Origin of the sequence: Echinicola arenosa, from assembly GCF_014841125.1 — a bacterium.
In the GTDB taxonomy this organism is placed as follows: Bacteria; Bacteroidota; Bacteroidia; order Cytophagales; family Cyclobacteriaceae; genus Echinicola; species Echinicola arenosa.
The window spans coordinates 605,742-624,807 of sequence record NZ_JACYTQ010000003.1 but is presented as its reverse complement, the minus strand read 5'-3'; the positions used below and the strand labels follow the sequence as shown (position 1 = coordinate 624,807).

Here is a 19,066-nt window from a genome sequence, read left to right as displayed (position 1 = left end):
TTAAAGCCCAAACTACAAATAGCCTGTTTTTAAGTCAAAATATACAGGTTGAAGCATAAACAATTTAAAAAAAAATATATATTAAAGTATTGAAAATCAGTCGTTTCATTTAAGTGCAATTAAATTTACGCTTAAGTAAATGTTTACAGTTGAAATACCAACTCATATATCCGCTTTTCGTTGTGCTAAATGGAATTTGCAATTATAATTCAAATAAGGATAATTGTTATTTAACCGAATATTAAATTATAAATAATTGATTATCAATACTTTAAGTTTTGTGTTGGAACTTTTTAATAATTTATTCGCTGTTTACATTTGTTTTGTCAGATGTGTTTAATTCAATTATTCATTTTGACAAATTAATAATACCCGAAACATAACCTAATTTTTAATAAGGATGCATACTTTCCTATTGACTTATGTCCTCGCTTTCATATCCATTCTAAATATGGATGTTCATGAACATTCAAGCGGTTCGTTTTCCATTTGTCAAACCTTTGCGCATGATTTTAAAATTGGTGCCGCATTGAATGGAAGAGACGTAATGGGCAATGACCCCATGGTAAAGAATACGCTCGTGAACCATTTCAACAGTATCAGCCCCGAAAATCTATTGAAGTGGCAATCTGTTCATCCTACCCCTGAAAGCTATAATTTCAACCCCTCAGATGCCTTTGTCAATTTAGGTAAAGAGCTTAATGCCTTTATTATTGGCCATACCTTGGTTTGGCACAATCAAACGCCAAATTGGGTATTTAAAAATGAATCAGGCGAATTTTTAGACAGGGAAGAGCTTACCAAGCGCATGGAGGATCATATCACTACTGTTTTGGGCAGGTATAAAGGAAGCATAAACGGTTGGGATGTAGTCAATGAAGCTTTTACCGATAATGGAGCATATAGAAAATCACATTGGTATAACATTATCGGCCAGGATTTTATCGCAAAAGCTTTTAAAAAGGCACATGAGATAGATCCTGATGCTGAACTCTATTATAATGATTACAACCTTTGGAAGCCTGAAAAAATTGATGCTGCGGTGGCAATGGCCTCTTCTTTAAAGGAACAGGGGATACGCATAGATGGAATTGGAATGCAAGGGCATTATGGGCTAACATCGCCTTCACTTGAGCAGATAGAGGCTTCTATTTTAAAAATTGCTGATCTGGGACTTAAAGTAATGATAACAGAATTGGATATTGATGTGTTGCCTAATCCAACCAATAGGCGTGGGGCTGATATCGATGATAATTTCGAATACGAAAAGCAATATGATCCCTATCAAGATGGTTTTCCAGAGGAAATACGTGAAGCACTGGCTCAGCGTTATTATGATCTTTTTGCCTTATTCGAAAAGCATAAGGCGGTGGTGACAAGAGTGACCCTCTGGGGGATCAGGGATCAAGACAGTTGGTTGAATAACTGGCCCATTCGAGGTAGAACTGCCTATCCATTGCTTTTTGAAAATGATTACACACTTAAACCAGAAATAGAATTACAGTTCAAAAAATTTGATGATAAATGATAAGTATTTACTCAAATATATAGCGAATTATCAATTATAAACCCTATCACCCAAATGAAATACAACCTAGTACTTACCGTGTTTGTGGCAAATTTTCTATTGATGGCTTGTAATTCCGGCAGTCAAGAAGATGATCAGCAGGAAAGTGACAGTATAGAAACTGATACCATTAGTTATCTAAATCAACCCTTGGTTGAGGATTTGTACAGCGCTGATCCGTCAGCACATGTTTTTAATGGAAAAATTTATATTTATCCCTCTCATGATGTAGAATCAGATACAAAGGAAGATGATTCCGGAGCACAATATGATATGAAAGATTACCATGTTTATTCCATGTCCAACCCGGGTAGCTCAGTGACTGACCATGGCGTTGCATTGGATATCGAGGATGTGAACTGGGCCAAAAGACAAATGTGGGCACCAGATGCAGCCCAGAAAGATGACAAGTATTTCCTATACTTTCCAGCCAAGGATGAAGATGATATTTTCAGACTTGGTGTAGCCGTATCGGAAAACCCAGAGGGACCTTTCAAAGCAGAGCCAGAACCAATTTCCGGAAGTTTTAGTATGGATCCTGCCGTATTCGAAGATACAGACGGAAAGTACTATATATATTGGGGCGGTATTTGGGGCGGCCAATTGCAAAAATGGAGAACGGGTGAATATCTCTCAACTGGTGATAGCCCATATGATGATGAGCCCTTGGATGAAGAGCCGGCAATTTCCCCGCAAGTAGCTATCCTGAAAGACAACATGTTGGAGTTTGGTGAAAGTCCAAGAAATATATTGATTCTTGACGAGTCTGGGGAGCCTATTAAGGCAGGAGATCATGATAAAAGGTTTTTTGAAGCTTCTTGGGTCCATAAATATAATGGAACCTATTATTTCTCCTATTCGACCGGAGATACCCATAAAATAGTTTACGCTACCGGGGATAACCCTTATGGGCCATTCACTTATCGTGGAGTGATTCTTCATCCGGTTCAGGGCTGGACCAATCATCATTCTATTGTGAAATTTGAGGAAGAATGGTATTTATTTTACCATGATACACAGATGTCTGGAAAGAACTATCTAAGAAATATTAAAATGACCAAGTTAGTTCATAATCCTGATGGTTCTATTCAAGAAATCAAACCTTACACTTTAAAATAAATGGGGGCTTCATGATTGGGTGTTTGGAAATGGAAGTACTATACCGCTATGAACCAGATTATTATGGCTCGATCAATTACAATTAACATAGAAAACCAAAGAATATGAAAACAGCATTACTGACAGGGATTTTTACTGCAATGGGCTTAGTTATTAGTTCTTTGAAGGCTAGGGAAAAGGAAATGGTTGAAGAAGCTCCCTATGGTTTTGATAAAGTGATGGGTGGTCCTAGAGGTGAAATCAGTACAATGAAGTACTACTCTAATGCGACAAATTCAATTCGGAAAGCATTGGTTTACACCCCTCCAGGCTACGACGAGAAGATGAGATACCCGGTTTTATATTTATTACATGGTATTAGGGGGGATGAATATGCTTGGTTTATCAATGGCCAAGCTAATATAATCTTGGATAATTTGATCAATCAGGGGAAAGCAAAACCAATGATCCTCATTTTTCCCAATGGCCGGGCAATGAAAAATGACAGGCCTTTGGGTAATCTATTTGATAAAGAAAAACTTGCTGCTTTTGACATATTCAAGGAAGACCTATTGGAGAATTTGATTTATGCTGTTGAATCCAAATTTAACGTAATACCAGATTCATATCACCGGGCCATTGCCGGGGTTTGTATGGGAGCAGGGCAGTCTTTGAACATAGGATTGGGAAACCAGCGCCTCTTTTCTTGGGTAGGAGCATTCACTTCGGCACCAAACTTTAATTTTACCAAGGCAGCAAAATGGACTCTACTAAATTTAAGAATGAATCTAATTTGGATAAGTTGTGGGGAAAAGGATAAATGTAAAAGGCTAATAGATGCCATTAGTGAAGAACTTTTAGCTAACCAAATTGATCATATTTATGGTTTTGGAAAAGGAGGTTATGGCTACCACACTTGGAAAAATGATCTTTACTGGTTTGCCCAACTTTTGTTTAAGGATCAATATAGGTTTCAATGATTTTATAAAAATGCTATAATTTATTTCATAATTTATAGGGGTTTACTAATCAAAAAAGCCGGAAAGGGTTCCTTTCCGGTTTTTTTTAAATTCGAAACCTTGGTTGATCTGTTTTAGGATAATATTTAGAAGAGAATAATTGGCCTTTATTCAGCAATTGGTATAATTTCGGAAAATTATTTCTGACAAAAATGAACCAAAAAAAACACCATATTTTTCAAACCGTTCTTCTGGCGAGTCTACTCTCTTCTTGCGCTGCAATTGGATCAAAGACACTTTATAAAACGGATGTTCCTATTGAAACAGATAATTGGGGAATAGCACCCTTAGAGACCGTATATCATATAAATCAATTTCATTTCTGGGAGACAAATGAATATTTTGATAATTCCATAAAGGAAAGTTTTCTTAACTATGGTATAGGCAAACCGGTACAATTAAATAAACCGTTGTCATATGAGGACTCTAATTCTTCTTATATAAAGAAACTATGCCATGAAAAGAAGTTAAAAGGTTTAATTATCCCTAAATTAATTTATGTTCCTGTGAACTATCGGGTTATCGGGAGTAATTACCGTAATTATTTTGATACTGTGGTTTATTTAAAGTTATTTAATAAGAAAGGCGAATTGGTCATGCATACCGTACACAATACTTATGAAGGAAATACTTACTTGACCTATCCTAAACCAGAACAAGCAGTTTATGATGGTGCAAAAGGTGCTTTTAAACAGCTTGCCAAAGAGCTTGGTTTAAAAAAAAAATATGAATCCAATAATTGAACAAAACCAGTCCAGATTTAAAATCCGGACTGGTTTTACTTGCCGATACAAAACTTAGAAAATATATTCGCTAGCAAGTCATCCGTGGTGATCTCTCCGGTGATCTCCCCGAGGAAATGTAGGGACCTGCGGATATCCATGGCCATAAAGTCATTGGTGATTTCATTGTCGATGCCGCCAAGGACATCGAGTAAAGATTCCCGGGTTTTGACCAGAGAATCGTAGTGACGGATGTTGGTGACCACGGTGTTCCCCGTTTTGAACTTGTCCAGATTTACTAGCTCCAGGATCTTGTCCTTCAAATCATCCAGGTGTTCTTTCTGTCCCGCTGAGATAAAAATAGTGTCTGGATGTTTTTCTTTTAACTCATTGATAAACTTGGTTTTAGATTTATCTATCTTATTGGCTACTTTAACATAGGGTACGCCTAAGTTTTCCAATTTATTGATATCCCTATTGATTTCTACCATGTCGGTATCAGCCAGATCAAAAAGGTAAAGGATCAAAGAAGCAGTCTTCATTTTTTCCTGCGTTCTGCTTACACCAATTGCTTCTATGGTATCTGTAGTTTCCCGTAATCCTGCAGTATCTATAAAACGGAAGATCACACCACCTATATTGATTTCATCTTCAATAAAGTCTCTGGTAGTTCCTGCAATATCGGAAACAATGGCTTTTTCTTCGTTCAGCAAAGCATTGAGCAAGGTGGATTTACCGGCATTGGGTTTACCGGCAATTACAGTAGGTACACCGTTTTTAATTACATTGCCCAAATCAAAACTGGAGATCAGCTGTTCTACTACTCTTAGTAGTTTCTCCACCAAATTTTGTAAATCTTCACGACTGGCAAATTCCACATCTTCTTCTGCAAAGTCCAGTTCCAACTCTATCATGGAGGCAAAGTGGATTAGTTTATCCCTGAGTTCCTTAATTTCTCCACTAAAACCACCACGCATTTGATGCAAGGCTGCTTGGTGGGACGCTTCAGAGTCAGAATGGATCAAGTCCGCCACTGCTTCCGCCTGTGCTAAGTCAAATTGTCCATTCAAAAAGGCCCTTTGAGTAAATTCTCCAGGCTTTGCAGGTCTGGCTCCCTTTCTAATGAAAAGTTTGATCACCTGATTGATGATGTAGGAGGAACCGTGTGTAGAGATTTCTACCACATTTTCCTTCGTAAAGGACTTTGGAGCGATAAACAAAGATATCAATACTTCATCAATTACTTTTTCACCATCACGAATAGTTCCAAAATGGATGGTGTGGGAATCCTGTTTTTCAAGGTCTTTTCCAGCAAAAACCTCATTGGTCAGCTTGATAGCCTCTTTGCCAGAAAGTCTAATGACCGCTATAGCACCAACTCCTTGTGGAGTGGCCAATGCAATGATCGTATCTTCTTTTTCGGTAATGGAAAAAGCCATTTTTGATTGGTTAAATTCTAAATATAAGATGCAAGATAAAAAATGGGCTCTAGATAATAGGAATTTAGGAATTGATATTAATCAAATAGTAATGAGAATTGAATTTTAATACTCTCTACTCAAGATTATGGAGTCCTTATTTCCCGGTAAATTTTTCAATTGTCGCTACTAGATCTTTGAGAAAAACTTCTGGTTCTCTGTAGCCTGGTAGTTGGGTAATGTTTTCCATAGCTGCATCCATAATTACAAAGTTAGGGTAGGAGCTCACCCTCATAGCACGCGACATACTTTTTTCAGTATATTCTTTGCCTTTGAATTCAAACTTTTTCTTACTGTTTTCTGCGTCTAACTTTACAGCATAGAAATTTTCATTAATGTATTTGATGACTCCTTCGTCCGTAAAAGTTTCCTTATCCATTTTTTTACACCAACCACACCAGTCCGTATAGACATCAATGATCAGCATTTTAGGATTTTCTTGATTCATGGCTGTTGCCTCATCAAAGCTGAGCCACTGTATTTTAGCCTTTTGGGCATAAACACTAGACCCTAAAATCATCAAAAAAACCAGTGTAAGTATTCTTTTCATTTCATTCATAATTACTTGCTAAACTACGCATTTTCAGTCTTAGTTCATTACGGAAAATTTCATGAAGAGTTCATGGAAATATTCTCAGCAATTTTCTTTTACACGAAGGAGTAACATAAAATTCGGAATCTCCATCCCTTTTGCATAATATTAGTAAGTAATAAGATTAAGTTATGAAGTGCTTATGCAAAAAATAATAATTCCCACATTCATAAGGGTGCTTTTTGTACTCTTGTTGATCATCACCATAGTTTTTATTCTGATTTTGGGTAAAAAATTATTGGTTCCCTTGATGATGGCAGGAATGCTTTCCATCTTATTGACGCCAATATGTACCTGGCTGGAAAGGAGAAAGGTTCCCGGAACATTGAGTGTTTTACTGGCATGGTTAGGTGGAATGCTTTTTTTGGGAGGGATCATTACCCTTATTATTATACAGATCAAAGGAGTCAGTCAAGATTTGGAGAATGTTGGTCAGCACATGAATGAGTGGCTTGCTGGAGTAGATGCGTTTTTCTCTAGCAGTTTGGGGTATGAAATTGGATTACAAAGTGGTTTTGATCTATCTCAATTTATCAAGTTTTTTAAGTCTGGAAACCAGAGCTTGCCCCAAGTAATGATCAATACCATTGGATCGCTTACCGGTTTGGTGCTTACTCCAGTATTTATCTTTTTTATGTTGATCTATAGGCATCACTTGGCGGACTTTATGGCACATTTATTCAAGCATGAAAATCCTAGAAAAGTGAGACTAGAAATTTTTAGGATCAGAAGAATGGTTCAAGGTTATATCATTGGTTTGATGAAAGTGATGGCCATTTTAGCGGTATTGAATACAACGGCTTTATACGTTCTTGGAGTTGATCATGCCCTGTTCTTTGGGCTTTTTGCGGCCTTATTAAATGTAATCCCTTATTTAGGCCCTTTCTTGGGGGCTATTCTGCCATTCTTTTATGCTTTCCTGACGTCAGACTCTATGGTTTCTCCTTTTTTCATCCTAGTTCTATTTGCGGTAATTCAACTGATAGAAAGTAATTTCCTTACCCCGAAGATCGTGGGATCCAATGTGAACCTAAACGCTTTTATCACTTTTTTGGGACTATTGGTAGGTGGGGCAATTTGGGGCATTGCCGGCATGATTCTGATCATACCTACTTTGGCCATCATGCGTAGAATATTTGAACTGGATAGTGGTACCATGCCTTTTGCCAAGTTACTTGGTGAGGATAAAACCCATCTTAAAAAGACTAAGGATAAACCCCCCAAGGCTAGTTAACTATTGCATCCTTTATTATTCTAGGTTTGTCCTAGGCCACTTTCATTTTGGAAAGCTTCTTTTTGATGGCTGGAATTTGCTTGCGGTTCAAGATGACACTCAGAAAGAAAAAGAAACCTGCTACAGAGGCCATGGCACCAGCAATGGAACTGTTGAGGAAGAATGCTAGGTAGTATCCCAGAAAGGAAGCCAGTATTCCTAAAGCAACTGTTAATTGTATCAAGCGCTTTAAATTTTTAGTCCAGAGAAATGCTGTGGCAGGAGGGACAACCATCAATGCAACCACCAAAATGGCTCCCACAGCTTCGAAAGAACTTACAGTTGTATAAGAAACCATGCCCATCAAGCCGTAATTGACCCCAACAGTAGATAAACCGATGGTTGCCGCAAACTCTTTGTCGAAGGTGCTGATCTTTAACTCTTTGAAAAACAAATAAATAAAAAGGCTCACTAAGGTCAAGTTGATCAATGATAGATAGGTTACCCTTGGTCCCATAATAGTTCCTGATCCAGTAATCCATAGATCAATGGGCACGTAGGCAATTTCCCCATATAATACACAGTCTTGGTCCAGGTCAATTTGATTGGCCAAGAATGTGATCATGATAATGCCGATGGCAAAAAGGGAAGTAAAGGTAATCCCAATGGAAGCATCCGACTGAAGTTTCACCTTGTTGCTGAGGTACTCTATAAATACAGTGGCAATGATCCCAACAAGTCCAGCGCCAATTACCATGGCCAAACCATGTCGACTGCCTGAAATCAAGAAGGCAATGACAATTCCGGGCAACACAGCATGCGAAATGGCATCACCAGTCATGGCCATCTTGCGGAGCATCAGAAATACACCAAGCAATCCACAGGAAATGGCAATCATGGAGCCGGTCAGGATAATTATAAATGCATTTGGGTCAAAACTCATGATTTATCTTGGTCTCTAGGAATGATGGACTGATGGGGATCTGCTTGCGGGAAATTGAGGTTTTTGTCTAGCTTTTGTTCCAATTCTGGCGTAATAATATGTTCCAGCTTTTCCGCACTATCATGCACGTGATCCGGAGCAATATTCATGTATTCGGTCATGTAAAGCTCCCATAGTCTATGAAGCCGAACTATCCGTTTTGCTTCTGTTAATCCTTTTTTTGTTAATGATATACTTCCTTGATTATCAGTTATATATTTTTTATTAATTAATTTGTTAATTGAATACTGCGTTTTAAAAGATTTACCAGGGAAATTATTGAAAATGGATTCAACTGAAAGATTTGTAATGCCTTTTTCCCGAGCCCCAAACAGTGCCTTAAGAATGTGGTCTGAATGGATCTTTCTTTGGTAGTTTCTTCTAGCTATCCATTTGGTGAGAATTCCTTTTTTGACGGAGAAGAAAAAAGATAGAAAAGCAATCAATGAAAGTACAATGACTACCCAAGGGCCGGTGGGCATGTGGGGGAGTACAAATGAAATGTAAGCACCCGTAATTCCTGATACCAAGGAAAAGGAAACAGCAATCCAAAGCATCTTGTCCAATCGGTCTGTCCAGAATTTGGCAGCAGCCGCTGGAGTAATCAGAAGTGCTGCCATCAACACCACGCCTATGGCTTGAATACCTGTAACCACAGCCAAAACCATCAATGAATTGAAAAGAAATTCGAGACGTTTAACAGGCAGTCCGACGCTTTCTGCAAAGGATCGGTTAAAGACCATTACTTTAAATTCCTTATAGAAGAATAGAATTGATAGAATGATTGCCAAGGCAAGAAATCCATACACCCATAAGTCTTTTCTAACAATGGATATAGCATTTCCAAAAATAAAATGATCTAAGCCAGATAGGGAAGCATTGCCAGTTTGTTGCAGCTGGGTCATCATGACTATCCCAACACCAAAGAAAATTGAGAGAACGGATGCAATCACTGTATCTTCTTTGAGTTTGGTGTAATTGGAAATCCAAGTAATGGCATAGGTACATAGGCCGCCAGTAAAAAATGCTCCAGAAACAATCCAGAAGGGGTTTTTGTTTCCGGAAAACATAAAAGCCAGACAGACTCCGGGCAAAACGGCATGGGAAATGGCATCACCCACCAGGGCCTTTTTATCTAAGAAGGTAAATGTACCTACCATGGCCGCACTGATGGACAGCAATGATATGCCAATGACGACCATCAGCACATTGGGATCTTGAAAAGAAAAGAAGTACAAGAAATCTTCCATATCAGTTTTTCAAAGGATTGAAATCACTTTTCTTGATCAGCTCACCTATATCTGTCAGCATAGAAAGTTTGCCTCCATAAGTTTTGGTCAGTAAGTCTTCTGTCAAAACTTTTTCTGTAGGTCCTGAAGCAATAAGGTGCATATTGAGCATAATAAGCCAATTGAAGTACTTACCTGCAGAATAGATATCATGGTGAACGACGATCACGGTTTTGCCCGTGGCAGTCATTTCCTGAAATAAACTCACCAAAGCTTTCTCAGTACTCATGTCCACACCGGCAAAAGGTTCATCCATGAAATAGATGTCAGCCTGCTGGGCCAATGCACGGGCAATAAAGACTCGTTGCTGTTGACCACCGGACAATTCACTGATCTGCCTTTTGGCAAAAGCTTTCATATTGACCTTTTGAAGGCAATCCATAGCCAATTCTTTTTCCTTTTTGCCTGGCCGCTTAAAAAGCCCTAAATGGTGGTAGGTTCCCATCATGACGATATCCAGTGCAGAAGCAGGGAAGTCCCAGTCTACTGACTCGCGCTGTGGCACATAACTTACGCGGTTTCTAACATGGTTTAAATCTTGGTCAAAAATCTTGGAATATCCGCTATTGGCTTCTACCAATCCCATAATTGCCTTAATCAATGTGGATTTACCAGCTCCATTGGGACCAAGAATTCCTATAAGGTTTCCTGCTGGCAAAGTAAGGTCAATATTCCATAGTACAGGGTTTTGGCCGTAACTGACCATCAGGTCATGTACTTCAACTACCGGATTGTTTATTTGTTCTATCATTTTGATTTCAAGTTTTGTACGATGGCATCCACATTGGTCTTTACCATGCCCAAATAAGTCCCTGCTGGTCCTTCAGGCTCCCCAAGACTATCAGTGTAAAGTGGCCCGGCCAATACTACATCGTGGCCTTTTCTCTTGCACCCTTCAACTACTGCTTTAATGGCTTTCGGAGAAATGGATTGTTCAATAAAAATGGCCTTAATATTCCTCTCAATAATAAAGTTAACCAGCTTGGACACATCATTTAGCCCTGGTTCACTCAATGTGGAGAGACCTTGCAGTCCTTTGACGTCGATCTGATAGGCCTTTCCAAAGTACGAGAAAGCATCATGAGCCGTGATTAGAACTTGGCCCTGATTGGTGATTTTTTTGATTTCATGGGCAGTATATTGGTCTAATGCTGTCAATTGTGTCTGGTACTTTTCCCAATTAGTATTCACATAATCAGTCCATTCTGGTTTCTTTTCAAGGATAGCATCCTTTAATTGTTCCATGGCCAAACTCCAAAGTTTCACATCAAACCAGATATGGGGATCTACAGTATTAGCAAATGCAGGGCTGGAGATCAAAAGGGTGGGAGGGAGGAATGCTCCCACATCAATGACCTCATGGGTTCTACTAAACTTATGAAGTACCTCAACCATTTTTCCCTCTAGATGTAGGCCATGATAAACGACCAAGTCTGCATCAAACAGTAAATCCAGATCCCTTTGGGAGGCTTTGTAAAGATGAGGGTCAACACCCACTGCCATCAAAGGAGTGACAATGGCACTGTCACCCACCAATGACCTTACACCGTCAGCCATGATATTGGTAGTGGCCGTAATGCGAAATTTACCTTGGTCTCCTTTGCGGTCAAACTTACATGAAGAAAGAAGGACGGCAATAATAGTAGTAATTAATACCAGCCTTATCTTCATCATGATTGTATAATTAGAATATTCCCTGCCACATCTTTAGACATGAACAAGGTCTTTTTATTGTCAACAAGAATCTCCAACGAACCATCGAACTCAACCTTGTCCAAAATTTTGATTCTAGCACCTATATAAGCGCCCACCTTATCGAGGTATCTTAGGAAAGCGGCACTGCTATCTTTTACTGCTACAATCTGTCCTGAATCATTTAATCCGAGGTCGTTTAACGGAATCCTTGGACGGGCTTTTACATCCCCAAATTCATCAGGAATAGGATCACCATGAGGGTCGTATTTTGGGTTACCCAAGAAGTCATCAAGACGCTGGATGAGGATGGTGGATTTGATGTGCTCCAACTCCTCAGCAACATCATGAACTTCATCCCAACTGAACATTAATTTTTCCACTAAGAAGACTTCCCATAGTCGATGCTTTCTGATGATTTGTAGGGCGGATTTTTTCCCTTCCTCAGTAATGGTCACACCGTAATATTTCCTGTAGTTGATAACTTCTTTGTCGGATAATTTTCTGAGCATGTCGCTTACAGAAGCAGGTTTCGTCTTCATCTCTTTTGATAGGTCATTGGTGGAGACATTGTGTTTACCACCGTCGGACAAATGGTAGATGGCCTTAAGATAATTTTCTTCTGCGTATGTTAAGCTTGGCATTAAGTCATTTTTAAAGTTGATAGGTCAAATATAATAATTTAGATAATACTAAAAAAATATTTCAATAAAACCTAAATCGCTTGTGGATAACTCATTTTAGTTTGTGATTATTGATTTAGATTAATCTAAAAAATAAATTAGTTTTAAACTAAATGTTTTGTAAGTGTTTGTTTATTAGTGTCTTTATTGTCTGTTGTATTAGCATGCATCCGATCGAAATCTAATTTTAAATGAGTTTCCTAAAAGCTGGCCAAAGTTTTTAAACAGGGTGAGAAGTGGATAACTTTTACAAAAATGTGAATCAATAAGCTCGCCTAAACTTTAAAATAAATCAGAAGCGGTAGCATGGATACTCTTGGAGGAATGGATGGTTCATGAACAAAAGCTTTTGGAGCTTTAGTTATTTGATTAAAAAATGTCAATCCTTTGGCTATCCAGGACAACTTATTTTGTCCTTAATTATTTAAAAGTTCCGCGACCAGAGTTTGAAGATTTTTCTTTTCAGCTTCCCATAATACCTCCTTGGATACAGGGGTTAGGAACAGTTCAGTTTCAAGAAGCTTTTTAAGTCCATCCATGCTCTTTTCTGGATTTAAAAAGTCCAAAGCTACACCCGCAGGATAAGGTGAAATGAGGGATTCCCAAAGCTTGTTTTTGGGGATGATTACGGGGAGGCCAAGTGCTAATGCCTCGTAAATTTTTGTGGGGATTTTGGGCCAAATGCTTGGAGTTTTTTGATACGGCAAAAGCAGTATGTCCGAGGCTTTCATTCGCTCATAAACCTGACTCTGTGGAATTGGTTTTTTGCTAATATTAAGCATTACATTTGGGATGTTTTTAGCGGTATTTTCTAGCGTCTTTTTAAAAGCACCCAACGGTACATGACCGATGATTTCCAAAGTAGCTTGAGGCAATTTTTCTTGAATATATTTAAACCAGTATAGTGCATCTAAGCTTCCGAAAACTGGGGTTATAGTACCAGTAATAATAAATTTGAGTGAACTAAATCCGAGTTTAAGAGGAGCTTGGGGTATGATTTTTTCAACATACTTGTTTTCTAAAACAGTAAAATTGGAAATATGAGGGAACTCATCGACGTAACATTGCTCAGCAAACAAGTATTGATCAATGGATGAATTGGTGATTTTTTCCACAAATTGTATATACTTTACTGGTACTGTTTTAAGCCAATTTGGAAGAGTATGGTTGTATTGAATGTTTTTAGAGTAGTTTTCCTGAATATCATAAATCAATTTAAAGCCCATTAATTTTTTAATGAATGCAGCAGCGAGTAAAAGCTCGTATGTCGTAACAATTACCAAGTCAGGCTTGTACTTGGTTAAGTGGTAGGCAAAATTAAATGGTGCAAAAAACCTAAAAGGATGGAGTCTATGTCTGCTGAAAATTGTTGAATATTCAATATTTGCGATTTTGGCCGTTTTTTTTTCTAAAAATCCTATGATGTTAATGTGGTATTTATTTGTTTCACAAAGTGAAATTGCAAGTTTATCAAAAGCCCTAGTATCCGTAACTGGTTTCAATACTGAGGCAATGACTACTTTGGCTTTTTTCATTTAAAACTTAAGATACTATCAGAGCGAATCTAATATAAATTTATGGAATTACAGACTATCATTGAAAAGGCCTGGGAAAACAGGGAGTTGTTAAAGGAAAAAGATGTTCAAATATCCATCAAGACGGTTATTGATGATTTGGACACAGGGAAAATCAGGGTGGCCGAGCTTGTAGAAGGAGGAGAGTGGAAGGTAAATGACTGGGTGAAAAAGGCCGTGATCCTTTATTTCCCCATTCAAAAAATGAGAACTATAGAGGTAGGACCTTTTGAATTCCATGATAAAATGGCACTGAAAAGCAACTATGCCAAGCATGGTGTAAGGGTAGTTCCTCATGCAGTAGCCAGATATGGCGCATTTCTTGCGAGTGGAGTAGTAATGATGCCTTCTTATGTGAACATCGGTGCTTATGTGGATAGTGGTACCATGGTGGATACTTGGGCTACTGTAGGTTCCTGTGCCCAAATTGGCAAAGATGTTCACTTGAGTGGTGGTGTTGGTATTGGTGGTGTTTTAGAGCCTGTGCAGGCAGCTCCGGTGATTATTGAAGATGGTGCATTTATTGGATCAAGAGCAATTATCGTAGAGGGTGTGCACATAGGTAAAGAAGCTGTTATTGGTGCTGGTGTTACTTTGACTGCTAGCTCTAAAATAATAGACGTTACAGGAGATGAACCTAAAGAATACAGAGGTTATGTTCCACCAAGATCAGTTGTGATTCCTGGTTCCATTACCAAGAAATTTACAGCAGGTGAATATCAAGTACCATGTGCGCTGATCATTGGTCAGCGTAAGGCATCGACAGATCGCAAAACATCTTTAAATGATGCTTTGCGTGAAAACAATGTCGCAGTATAAAAATGTAAATGATGAATTTTAAAAAACCAGTTTTAGCCTTGTGTTTTGGGGCAAGTTTGATGTGGGGATGTGGAAGCAAGGGAGGATCTGAAGGAGATAATTTATTTGAGCAGGGGCAATACCAAGAAGCTATTGCTTCTTATTCGGATGAGTTAGCTTCACGACCGAAAAATGTGGAAACCTTGTATCGAAGGGGAAGGGCTCATGAAGAGCTTGGAGATCTTGAAAGTGCAAAAGAGGATTTTGAAGCGGGTTATAAGATTAATCCTAAAAATGTGAAGTTGCTGCTTGCCTTATCCAACCTCTATCAAAAACAGGATAACTTTGAACGTTCCTTATTGTATGCAGATTATGCTGTGGAAGTGCCTGGAGCTCCTGCCACAGCTTATTTCATGAAGGGAAGAGCGCTTCATCAGATTGGTAACACAGAAGAAGCCTTGAAGGAATACAGCAATGCGATCAAAATGGATGAGAATTATGGTCAAGCTTATTATTACAGAGGTGTCTTAAAATATGCGACCAAAAAGAGGGGATCCTGTGATGATTTTAGGAAAGCGTCTTCGCTTAACTACAAAGCGGCTGAAACTGCCTTAGAGAAATATTGTCAATAAATTAAACTAAGAGCATAAAAAAAGCTGATCCAATTGGATCAGCTTTTTTGTTTTGACCTAAATTCAAAACAAATTATTCTCAATTTCTGGTTCTTCATCTACTTTGTCTTGATTTGGCTCTTTTTCCTTATGGTCACAAAGTTCATCGGAATGAAGTTTTCCAAATCCGGAGCAAGTTTTGCAAGCGCTGATTTCTTTCAAACTCCCTTTACATTTAGGACAGGTAAGTCTTCCTTGTCCTTTACATCTCGCACATTGAAAGTATTCTGTTATATTGAAAATATTCTTTTTAGTCACGAGTCCAGAACCTTGGCAACGACTACAACCCACAATTCCCTTACCTCGACAATACTGGCAATCCTGCTCAAGTACTTTTTTGCCCTCACAGGTAAAACAGCTTTGGTACCTGTATCCTCTGTGGTCACAGAGATCACAATCTTTAATCGCTTTTAAGGGAGCTTCCAACCTTTTTTCTAGTCCCTTGGCTTCTTCATAATGATCCGCTTGAAAACCATTTATTTCTAAATATTTATGAAGAAAGTTGCTGCTGTTATCGTATTGCCTGAGTTGGAAAAGCGTCTCCGCAAAATAATAAGGCATTTCAGAAGGAATAGGGACACCGCTATCAATGATTTGTCTAAAATATTGGTTTGCCCGTTCATAATCTTCTTTTTCTATGGAAGACTTTGCCAACTCCATCAGCTTACTGGTTTGGCCCAGGTTAGGGGAGTTTTGGGCTTTCAAAGCACTTGAAGCCATGAAAATAAGAAGTACGAAAGAAAGCTTGATGGTTTTGTTGAGTATTGGAAACTTACCCATATGGGTAAGTAGTCTATTGCATTTTAGCATATTTGGCACAGAGGTATTCTTAATAATAATTTAAAGAACCTAAAATTGATTGAAATGTCCTTGTTTTTTCTGAAAATTTTAAGGTTTATTAACGAAATATGATGTTTTTCTCTATGAATTTGTTTTAACAATTTGGTAATACATTGACATAATTCAAACTTTTATTTACGTATATTTTATATTTTTAGTATATTATTATGAAATATTTAAAATTGAGGAAGGGTTGTTGTTTGTCAAAATCCCAAATCATCTCATTCATATTTTAAAACCAATAATTTTTAATCATGATCAAAGATATCCTAAGCAATATTGGGCCAGAAGTGATCTCTAATATCACCAGCCAGTTTGGTTTGACGGAAGACCAGGCATCCCAAGCAGTGGAAACCACTAAGCAATCTTTAACCAAAACAGCTACTAAAGAAGCTGGATCCGGTAATTTTGATGGACTTCTTGCCTTGGTAAACCAGGGTAGTGGAGCCACTGGCACAAGTACTTTCGAGAAATTTGCGAGTAATCTTGCGGGAGATTACGTTTCCAAATTGGGAATTTCTCCAACGATTGCCAAACAGGTTACTGGTTTTGTTTTGCCTTTGGTTTTGGATAAAATCGCTGCGCAAACTGGAGGAAATGCCGGAAAGGCAGATTTAATGAAACTAATTGGTGGGAGTGCCGGTGATTTACTGAAAGGCAAGGCAGGTGACATGCTGGGAGGATTGGGAAACTTATTTAAATAATTCACTATACAATAATTACAACAATTATGTCAAAAACAATAACAAGTATTGAGGGAATCGGTCCGGTAAATGAAGAAAAATTAGGTAAAGCAGGAATTAAAACTGTAGAAGCTTTATTAGAAAAAGGAGCCTCAAAAAAAGGCAGAAAGGAATTGGCTGAAGTCACTGGAATTGATGAACATAAGATTCTGACATTTGTGAACATGGCTGATTTGTTCCGCATTTCTGGAATAGCCAGTCAATTCGCCGAACTATTGAAAGCTTCCGGTGTCGATACCGTTAAAGAGCTGAGAAATAGAAATGCTGAAAACTTGCATAAAGCACTTACTGAAACCAATGCCGAAAAGAAATTGACCAGGGTAGTTCCTGCATTGAGCCAAATAGAGGACTTTATCAACAAGGCCAAAGAACTTGAGCCTATGGTCACTTATTAGACTAACCTTGTGTATTTTATACCTTAATCGGATAATCCGGTTAAGGTATTTTTTTATATTTTATTTTCAGCCAATCACCTTATAGATATGAATTCCAAAGAAAAATTTCAGCAACAGATAGTTGATGGTTATGCAACTAAGAAGGACTTTATTGTTTTGGGAACAGGTATTTTAGAAAAGGAACCTATCAAGGGAGCGAGTATAAAAGTTCCATTGAAAACCCTAAACAGGCATGGATTAATTGCTGGTGCCACAGGAACAGGAAAGACCAAAACCTTACAGGTTATTGCAGAGCAGCTGTCCTTGAAAGATATTCCAAGTGTCCTGATGGATTTAAAAGGGGATTTGTCAGGTTTGGCTCAAGCTGGAAGTATTAATGACCATATTACTTGGAGAAGTGATATGATCGGTGTAGAGTATACCCCTTTGGGGCTTCCAGTTGAACTACTGACTTTGAGTCAAGAAAAAGGGGCAAGGCTGAAAGCGACGGTGACAGAATTCGGCCCCATACTGATGTCACAGATTTTGGAACTCAATAATACCCAAAGAGGCATTATGGCCATGGTTTTTTGCTATTGCGATGTAAAGAAGTTACCACTTTTGGACTTGAAAGATCTAAAAAAAGTATTGCAGTATATCATCAATGAAGGCAAGGAAGAGATCAAGGAAGAATATGGAACAGTGTCGTCAGCGTCGGTGAATACGATTATGAGAAAGATCATAGAGTTGGAGCAGCAGGGAGCAGAGCAATTTTTTGGTGAGGTTTCATTTGATGTGGATGATTTGGTAAAAGTACAAGATGGTAAAGGTGTGATTTCAATCATTCGATTGACTGATATTCAGAGTCGTCCAAAATTGTTTTCTACCTTTATGCTAAGTCTATTGACAGAAATTTATGAGACATTTCCTGAACTGGGAGATCAAGACAAGCCTAAACTATGTCTGTTTATAGATGAAGCCCATTTGGTCTTTGACAATGCCTCAGATGAGTTGGTGGAAAAAATTGAAGCTATCGTAAAGCTTATCCGTTCAAAAGGGGTAGGAGTATATTTTTGTACGCAAAGCCCAACAGATATTCCTGAAAGTGTTTTGGGCCAACTGGGTCTAAAAGTACAGCATTCCCTAAGGGCTTTTACGGCTAAAGATAGAAAAGGAATTCAAAAGGCAGCGCAAAATTACCCGATTTCAGAGTTTTATGATACAGAAGAAGTGCTCACTGCTATGGGGATTGGTGAAGCATTGGTCACTGCATTAAGCGAAAAGGGAATGCCCACACCTTTGTCGCATACATTGATGCGAGCACCTGTCAGTAGGATGGATATCTTGACAGAATCAGAAATTAAGGATTTGGTGGACCGATCCCAGTTGGTTCTCAAGTACAATCAAAACATAGATAGGGAAAGTGCTTATGAGATTTTAGGTAGAAAGATCAGCCATTCAGAAGAAAAAGCAAAAGAGGTGGGTGAGACTGCTCAGCAGGCCTCCAGAAAATCTAATCTGAAAAAGGAAGAAGAAAGTTTTTTTGAAGAGATATCTAAAAATACTATGGTCAGACAAATTGGGAGGACGATTTTCAGGGAATTGACAAGAAGCATTATGGGGACTTTGTCAGGAAAAAAGAGATAAATTTTAAAAAAATTAGGATGTGTAATATTTATAGAATATTTTAAGTAAAAAATACAATAATTGTTTTTTTAATTTTGATCAAGT

19 protein-coding genes are annotated in these 19,066 nt (G+C 38.2%); 10 read left to right on the top strand and 9 right to left on the bottom strand.

The window, feature by feature from the left end; translation table 11 throughout:
• Positions 1-400: 400 nt before the first annotated feature.
• The 4 genes from IFO69_RS11835 to IFO69_RS11820 all read left to right on the top strand — a co-directional run bounded on the left by IFO69_RS11835 (position 401) and on the right by IFO69_RS11820 (position 4,427).
• On the top strand, positions 401-1,528 hold the full coding sequence (locus IFO69_RS11835; RefSeq protein ID WP_192010306.1) for an endo-1,4-beta-xylanase: 1,128 nt from the start codon (positions 401-403) through the stop codon (positions 1,526-1,528).
• A 54-nt stretch (positions 1,529-1,582) separates the two neighbouring features.
• Positions 1,583-2,686, top strand: a complete 1,104-nt coding sequence (locus IFO69_RS11830) for a glycoside hydrolase family 43 protein (protein ID WP_192010305.1) — start codon at positions 1,583-1,585, stop codon at positions 2,684-2,686.
• A gap of 104 nt (positions 2,687-2,790) precedes the next feature.
• Positions 2,791-3,645 carry an alpha/beta hydrolase gene (locus IFO69_RS11825; RefSeq protein ID WP_192010304.1) on the top strand — a complete coding sequence of 285 codons (855 nt, stop codon included), beginning with the start codon at positions 2,791-2,793 and terminating at the stop codon, positions 3,643-3,645.
• A 191-nt stretch (positions 3,646-3,836) separates the two neighbouring features.
• Positions 3,837-4,427, top strand: a complete 591-nt coding sequence (locus IFO69_RS11820) for a hypothetical protein (protein ID WP_192010303.1) — start codon at positions 3,837-3,839, stop codon at positions 4,425-4,427.
• A gap of 35 nt (positions 4,428-4,462) precedes the next feature.
• Here the strand turns inward: IFO69_RS11820 and mnmE are convergent, their stop codons facing one another.
• Positions 4,463-5,845: a tRNA uridine-5-carboxymethylaminomethyl(34) synthesis GTPase MnmE gene (gene mnmE, locus IFO69_RS11815; RefSeq protein WP_192010302.1), complete on the bottom strand. Its 1,383-nt coding sequence runs from the start codon at positions 5,843-5,845 to the stop codon at positions 4,463-4,465.
• Between the two features lie 136 nt (positions 5,846-5,981).
• The gene (locus IFO69_RS11810) at positions 5,982-6,434 is read right to left on the bottom strand and encodes a thioredoxin family protein (RefSeq protein WP_192010301.1); all 453 of its coding nucleotides are present in this window, start codon (positions 6,432-6,434) and stop codon (positions 5,982-5,984) included.
• Between the two features lie 184 nt (positions 6,435-6,618).
• Between IFO69_RS11810 and IFO69_RS11805 the strand changes: the two genes are divergently transcribed.
• Positions 6,619-7,710: an AI-2E family transporter gene (locus IFO69_RS11805; protein WP_192010300.1), complete on the top strand. Its 1,092-nt coding sequence runs from the start codon at positions 6,619-6,621 to the stop codon at positions 7,708-7,710.
• A 31-nt stretch (positions 7,711-7,741) separates the two neighbouring features.
• Here IFO69_RS11805 and IFO69_RS11800 read toward each other — a convergent pair whose 3' ends face one another.
• The 6 genes from IFO69_RS11800 to IFO69_RS11775 form a co-directional block, all read right to left on the bottom strand.
• On the bottom strand, positions 7,742-8,632 hold the full coding sequence (locus tag IFO69_RS11800; RefSeq protein WP_192010299.1) for a metal ABC transporter permease: 891 nt from the start codon (positions 8,630-8,632) through the stop codon (positions 7,742-7,744).
• Positions 8,629-9,921 (bottom strand): metal ABC transporter permease, encoded by a 1,293-nt coding sequence (locus IFO69_RS11795; RefSeq protein WP_192010298.1) that lies wholly within the window; start codon positions 9,919-9,921, stop codon positions 8,629-8,631. Before IFO69_RS11795 ends, IFO69_RS11800 begins: the two co-directional genes overlap by 4 nt.
• 1 nt (position 9,922) lies before the next feature.
• Positions 9,923-10,711, bottom strand: a complete 789-nt coding sequence (locus IFO69_RS11790; protein WP_192010297.1) for a metal ABC transporter ATP-binding protein — start codon at positions 10,709-10,711, stop codon at positions 9,923-9,925.
• Positions 10,708-11,634: a metal ABC transporter solute-binding protein, Zn/Mn family gene (locus IFO69_RS11785; protein WP_225444106.1), complete on the bottom strand. Its 927-nt coding sequence runs from the start codon at positions 11,632-11,634 to the stop codon at positions 10,708-10,710. The genes IFO69_RS11790 and IFO69_RS11785 overlap by 4 nt, the downstream gene beginning before the upstream one ends.
• Positions 11,631-12,296, bottom strand: a complete 666-nt coding sequence (locus IFO69_RS11780) for a metal-dependent transcriptional regulator (protein WP_192010296.1) — start codon at positions 12,294-12,296, stop codon at positions 11,631-11,633. Before IFO69_RS11780 ends, IFO69_RS11785 begins: the two co-directional genes overlap by 4 nt.
• Positions 12,297-12,751: 455 nt before the next feature.
• Positions 12,752-13,870: a glycosyltransferase gene (locus IFO69_RS11775; RefSeq protein ID WP_192010295.1), complete on the bottom strand. Its 1,119-nt coding sequence runs from the start codon at positions 13,868-13,870 to the stop codon at positions 12,752-12,754.
• Positions 13,871-13,912: 42 nt separating this feature from the next.
• Here IFO69_RS11775 and IFO69_RS11770 point away from each other — a divergent pair, with 42 nt between their 5' ends.
• Positions 13,913-14,728 (top strand): 2,3,4,5-tetrahydropyridine-2,6-dicarboxylate N-succinyltransferase, encoded by an 816-nt coding sequence (locus IFO69_RS11770; RefSeq protein WP_192010294.1) that lies wholly within the window; start codon positions 13,913-13,915, stop codon positions 14,726-14,728.
• Between the two features lie 8 nt (positions 14,729-14,736).
• The gene (locus tag IFO69_RS11765) at positions 14,737-15,339 is read left to right on the top strand and encodes a tetratricopeptide repeat protein (RefSeq protein ID WP_225444105.1); all 603 of its coding nucleotides are present in this window, start codon (positions 14,737-14,739) and stop codon (positions 15,337-15,339) included.
• 63 nt (positions 15,340-15,402) lie between these two features.
• Here the strand turns inward: IFO69_RS11765 and IFO69_RS11760 are convergent, their stop codons facing one another.
• Positions 15,403-16,158, bottom strand: a complete 756-nt coding sequence (locus IFO69_RS11760; RefSeq protein ID WP_225444104.1) for a molecular chaperone DnaJ — start codon at positions 16,156-16,158, stop codon at positions 15,403-15,405.
• Positions 16,159-16,472: 314 nt separating this feature from the next.
• Between IFO69_RS11760 and IFO69_RS11755 the strand changes: the two genes are divergently transcribed.
• From IFO69_RS11755 to IFO69_RS11745, 3 genes are all read left to right on the top strand, one after another.
• Positions 16,473-16,922 (top strand): DUF937 domain-containing protein, encoded by a 450-nt coding sequence (locus IFO69_RS11755; RefSeq protein ID WP_192010293.1) that lies wholly within the window; start codon positions 16,473-16,475, stop codon positions 16,920-16,922.
• Positions 16,923-16,948: 26 nt separating this feature from the next.
• Entirely contained in the window at positions 16,949-17,356 is a 408-nt protein-coding gene (locus tag IFO69_RS11750; protein WP_192010292.1) for a DUF4332 domain-containing protein, read from the top strand.
• An 87-nt stretch (positions 17,357-17,443) separates the two neighbouring features.
• The gene (locus IFO69_RS11745; RefSeq protein ID WP_192010291.1) at positions 17,444-18,982 is read left to right on the top strand and encodes a helicase HerA-like domain-containing protein; all 1,539 of its coding nucleotides are present in this window, start codon (positions 17,444-17,446) and stop codon (positions 18,980-18,982) included.
• The last annotated feature ends 84 nt before the right edge of the window (positions 18,983-19,066 follow it).

Excerpts from the sequence above, each read along its gene's own strand:
- IFO69_RS11790 (WP_192010297.1), bottom strand. The coding sequence starts at position 10,711 with ATGATAGAACAAATAAACAATCCGGTAGTTGAAGTACATGACCTGATG.
- IFO69_RS11810 (WP_192010301.1), bottom strand. The coding sequence starts at position 6,434 with ATGAAAAGAATACTTACACTGGTTTTTTTGATGATTTTAGGGTCTAGT.
- IFO69_RS11800 (WP_192010299.1), bottom strand. The coding sequence starts at position 8,632 with ATGAGTTTTGACCCAAATGCATTTATAATTATCCTGACCGGCTCCATG.
- IFO69_RS11805 (WP_192010300.1), top strand. The coding sequence starts at position 6,619 with ATGCAAAAAATAATAATTCCCACATTCATAAGGGTGCTTTTTGTACTC.
- IFO69_RS11745 (WP_192010291.1), top strand. The coding sequence starts at position 17,444 with ATGAATTCCAAAGAAAAATTTCAGCAACAGATAGTTGATGGTTATGCA.
- IFO69_RS11830 (WP_192010305.1), top strand. The coding sequence starts at position 1,583 with ATGAAATACAACCTAGTACTTACCGTGTTTGTGGCAAATTTTCTATTG.
- IFO69_RS11750 (WP_192010292.1), top strand. The coding sequence starts at position 16,949 with ATGTCAAAAACAATAACAAGTATTGAGGGAATCGGTCCGGTAAATGAA.
- IFO69_RS11765 (WP_225444105.1), top strand. The coding sequence starts at position 14,737 with ATGATGAATTTTAAAAAACCAGTTTTAGCCTTGTGTTTTGGGGCAAGT.
- IFO69_RS11820 (WP_192010303.1), top strand. The coding sequence starts at position 3,837 with ATGAACCAAAAAAAACACCATATTTTTCAAACCGTTCTTCTGGCGAGT.
- IFO69_RS11795 (WP_192010298.1), bottom strand. The coding sequence starts at position 9,921 with ATGGAAGATTTCTTGTACTTCTTTTCTTTTCAAGATCCCAATGTGCTG.
- IFO69_RS11825 (WP_192010304.1), top strand. The coding sequence starts at position 2,791 with ATGAAAACAGCATTACTGACAGGGATTTTTACTGCAATGGGCTTAGTT.
- IFO69_RS11760 (WP_225444104.1), bottom strand. The coding sequence starts at position 16,158 with ATGGGTAAGTTTCCAATACTCAACAAAACCATCAAGCTTTCTTTCGTA.
- IFO69_RS11785 (WP_225444106.1), bottom strand. The coding sequence starts at position 11,634 with ATGATGAAGATAAGGCTGGTATTAATTACTACTATTATTGCCGTCCTT.
- IFO69_RS11775 (WP_192010295.1), bottom strand. The coding sequence starts at position 13,870 with ATGAAAAAAGCCAAAGTAGTCATTGCCTCAGTATTGAAACCAGTTACG.
- mnmE (WP_192010302.1), bottom strand. The coding sequence starts at position 5,845 with ATGGCTTTTTCCATTACCGAAAAAGAAGATACGATCATTGCATTGGCC.
- IFO69_RS11835 (WP_192010306.1), top strand. The coding sequence starts at position 401 with ATGCATACTTTCCTATTGACTTATGTCCTCGCTTTCATATCCATTCTA.
- IFO69_RS11780 (WP_192010296.1), bottom strand. The coding sequence starts at position 12,296 with ATGCCAAGCTTAACATACGCAGAAGAAAATTATCTTAAGGCCATCTAC.
- IFO69_RS11755 (WP_192010293.1), top strand. The coding sequence starts at position 16,473 with ATGATCAAAGATATCCTAAGCAATATTGGGCCAGAAGTGATCTCTAAT.
- IFO69_RS11770 (WP_192010294.1), top strand. The coding sequence starts at position 13,913 with ATGGAATTACAGACTATCATTGAAAAGGCCTGGGAAAACAGGGAGTTG.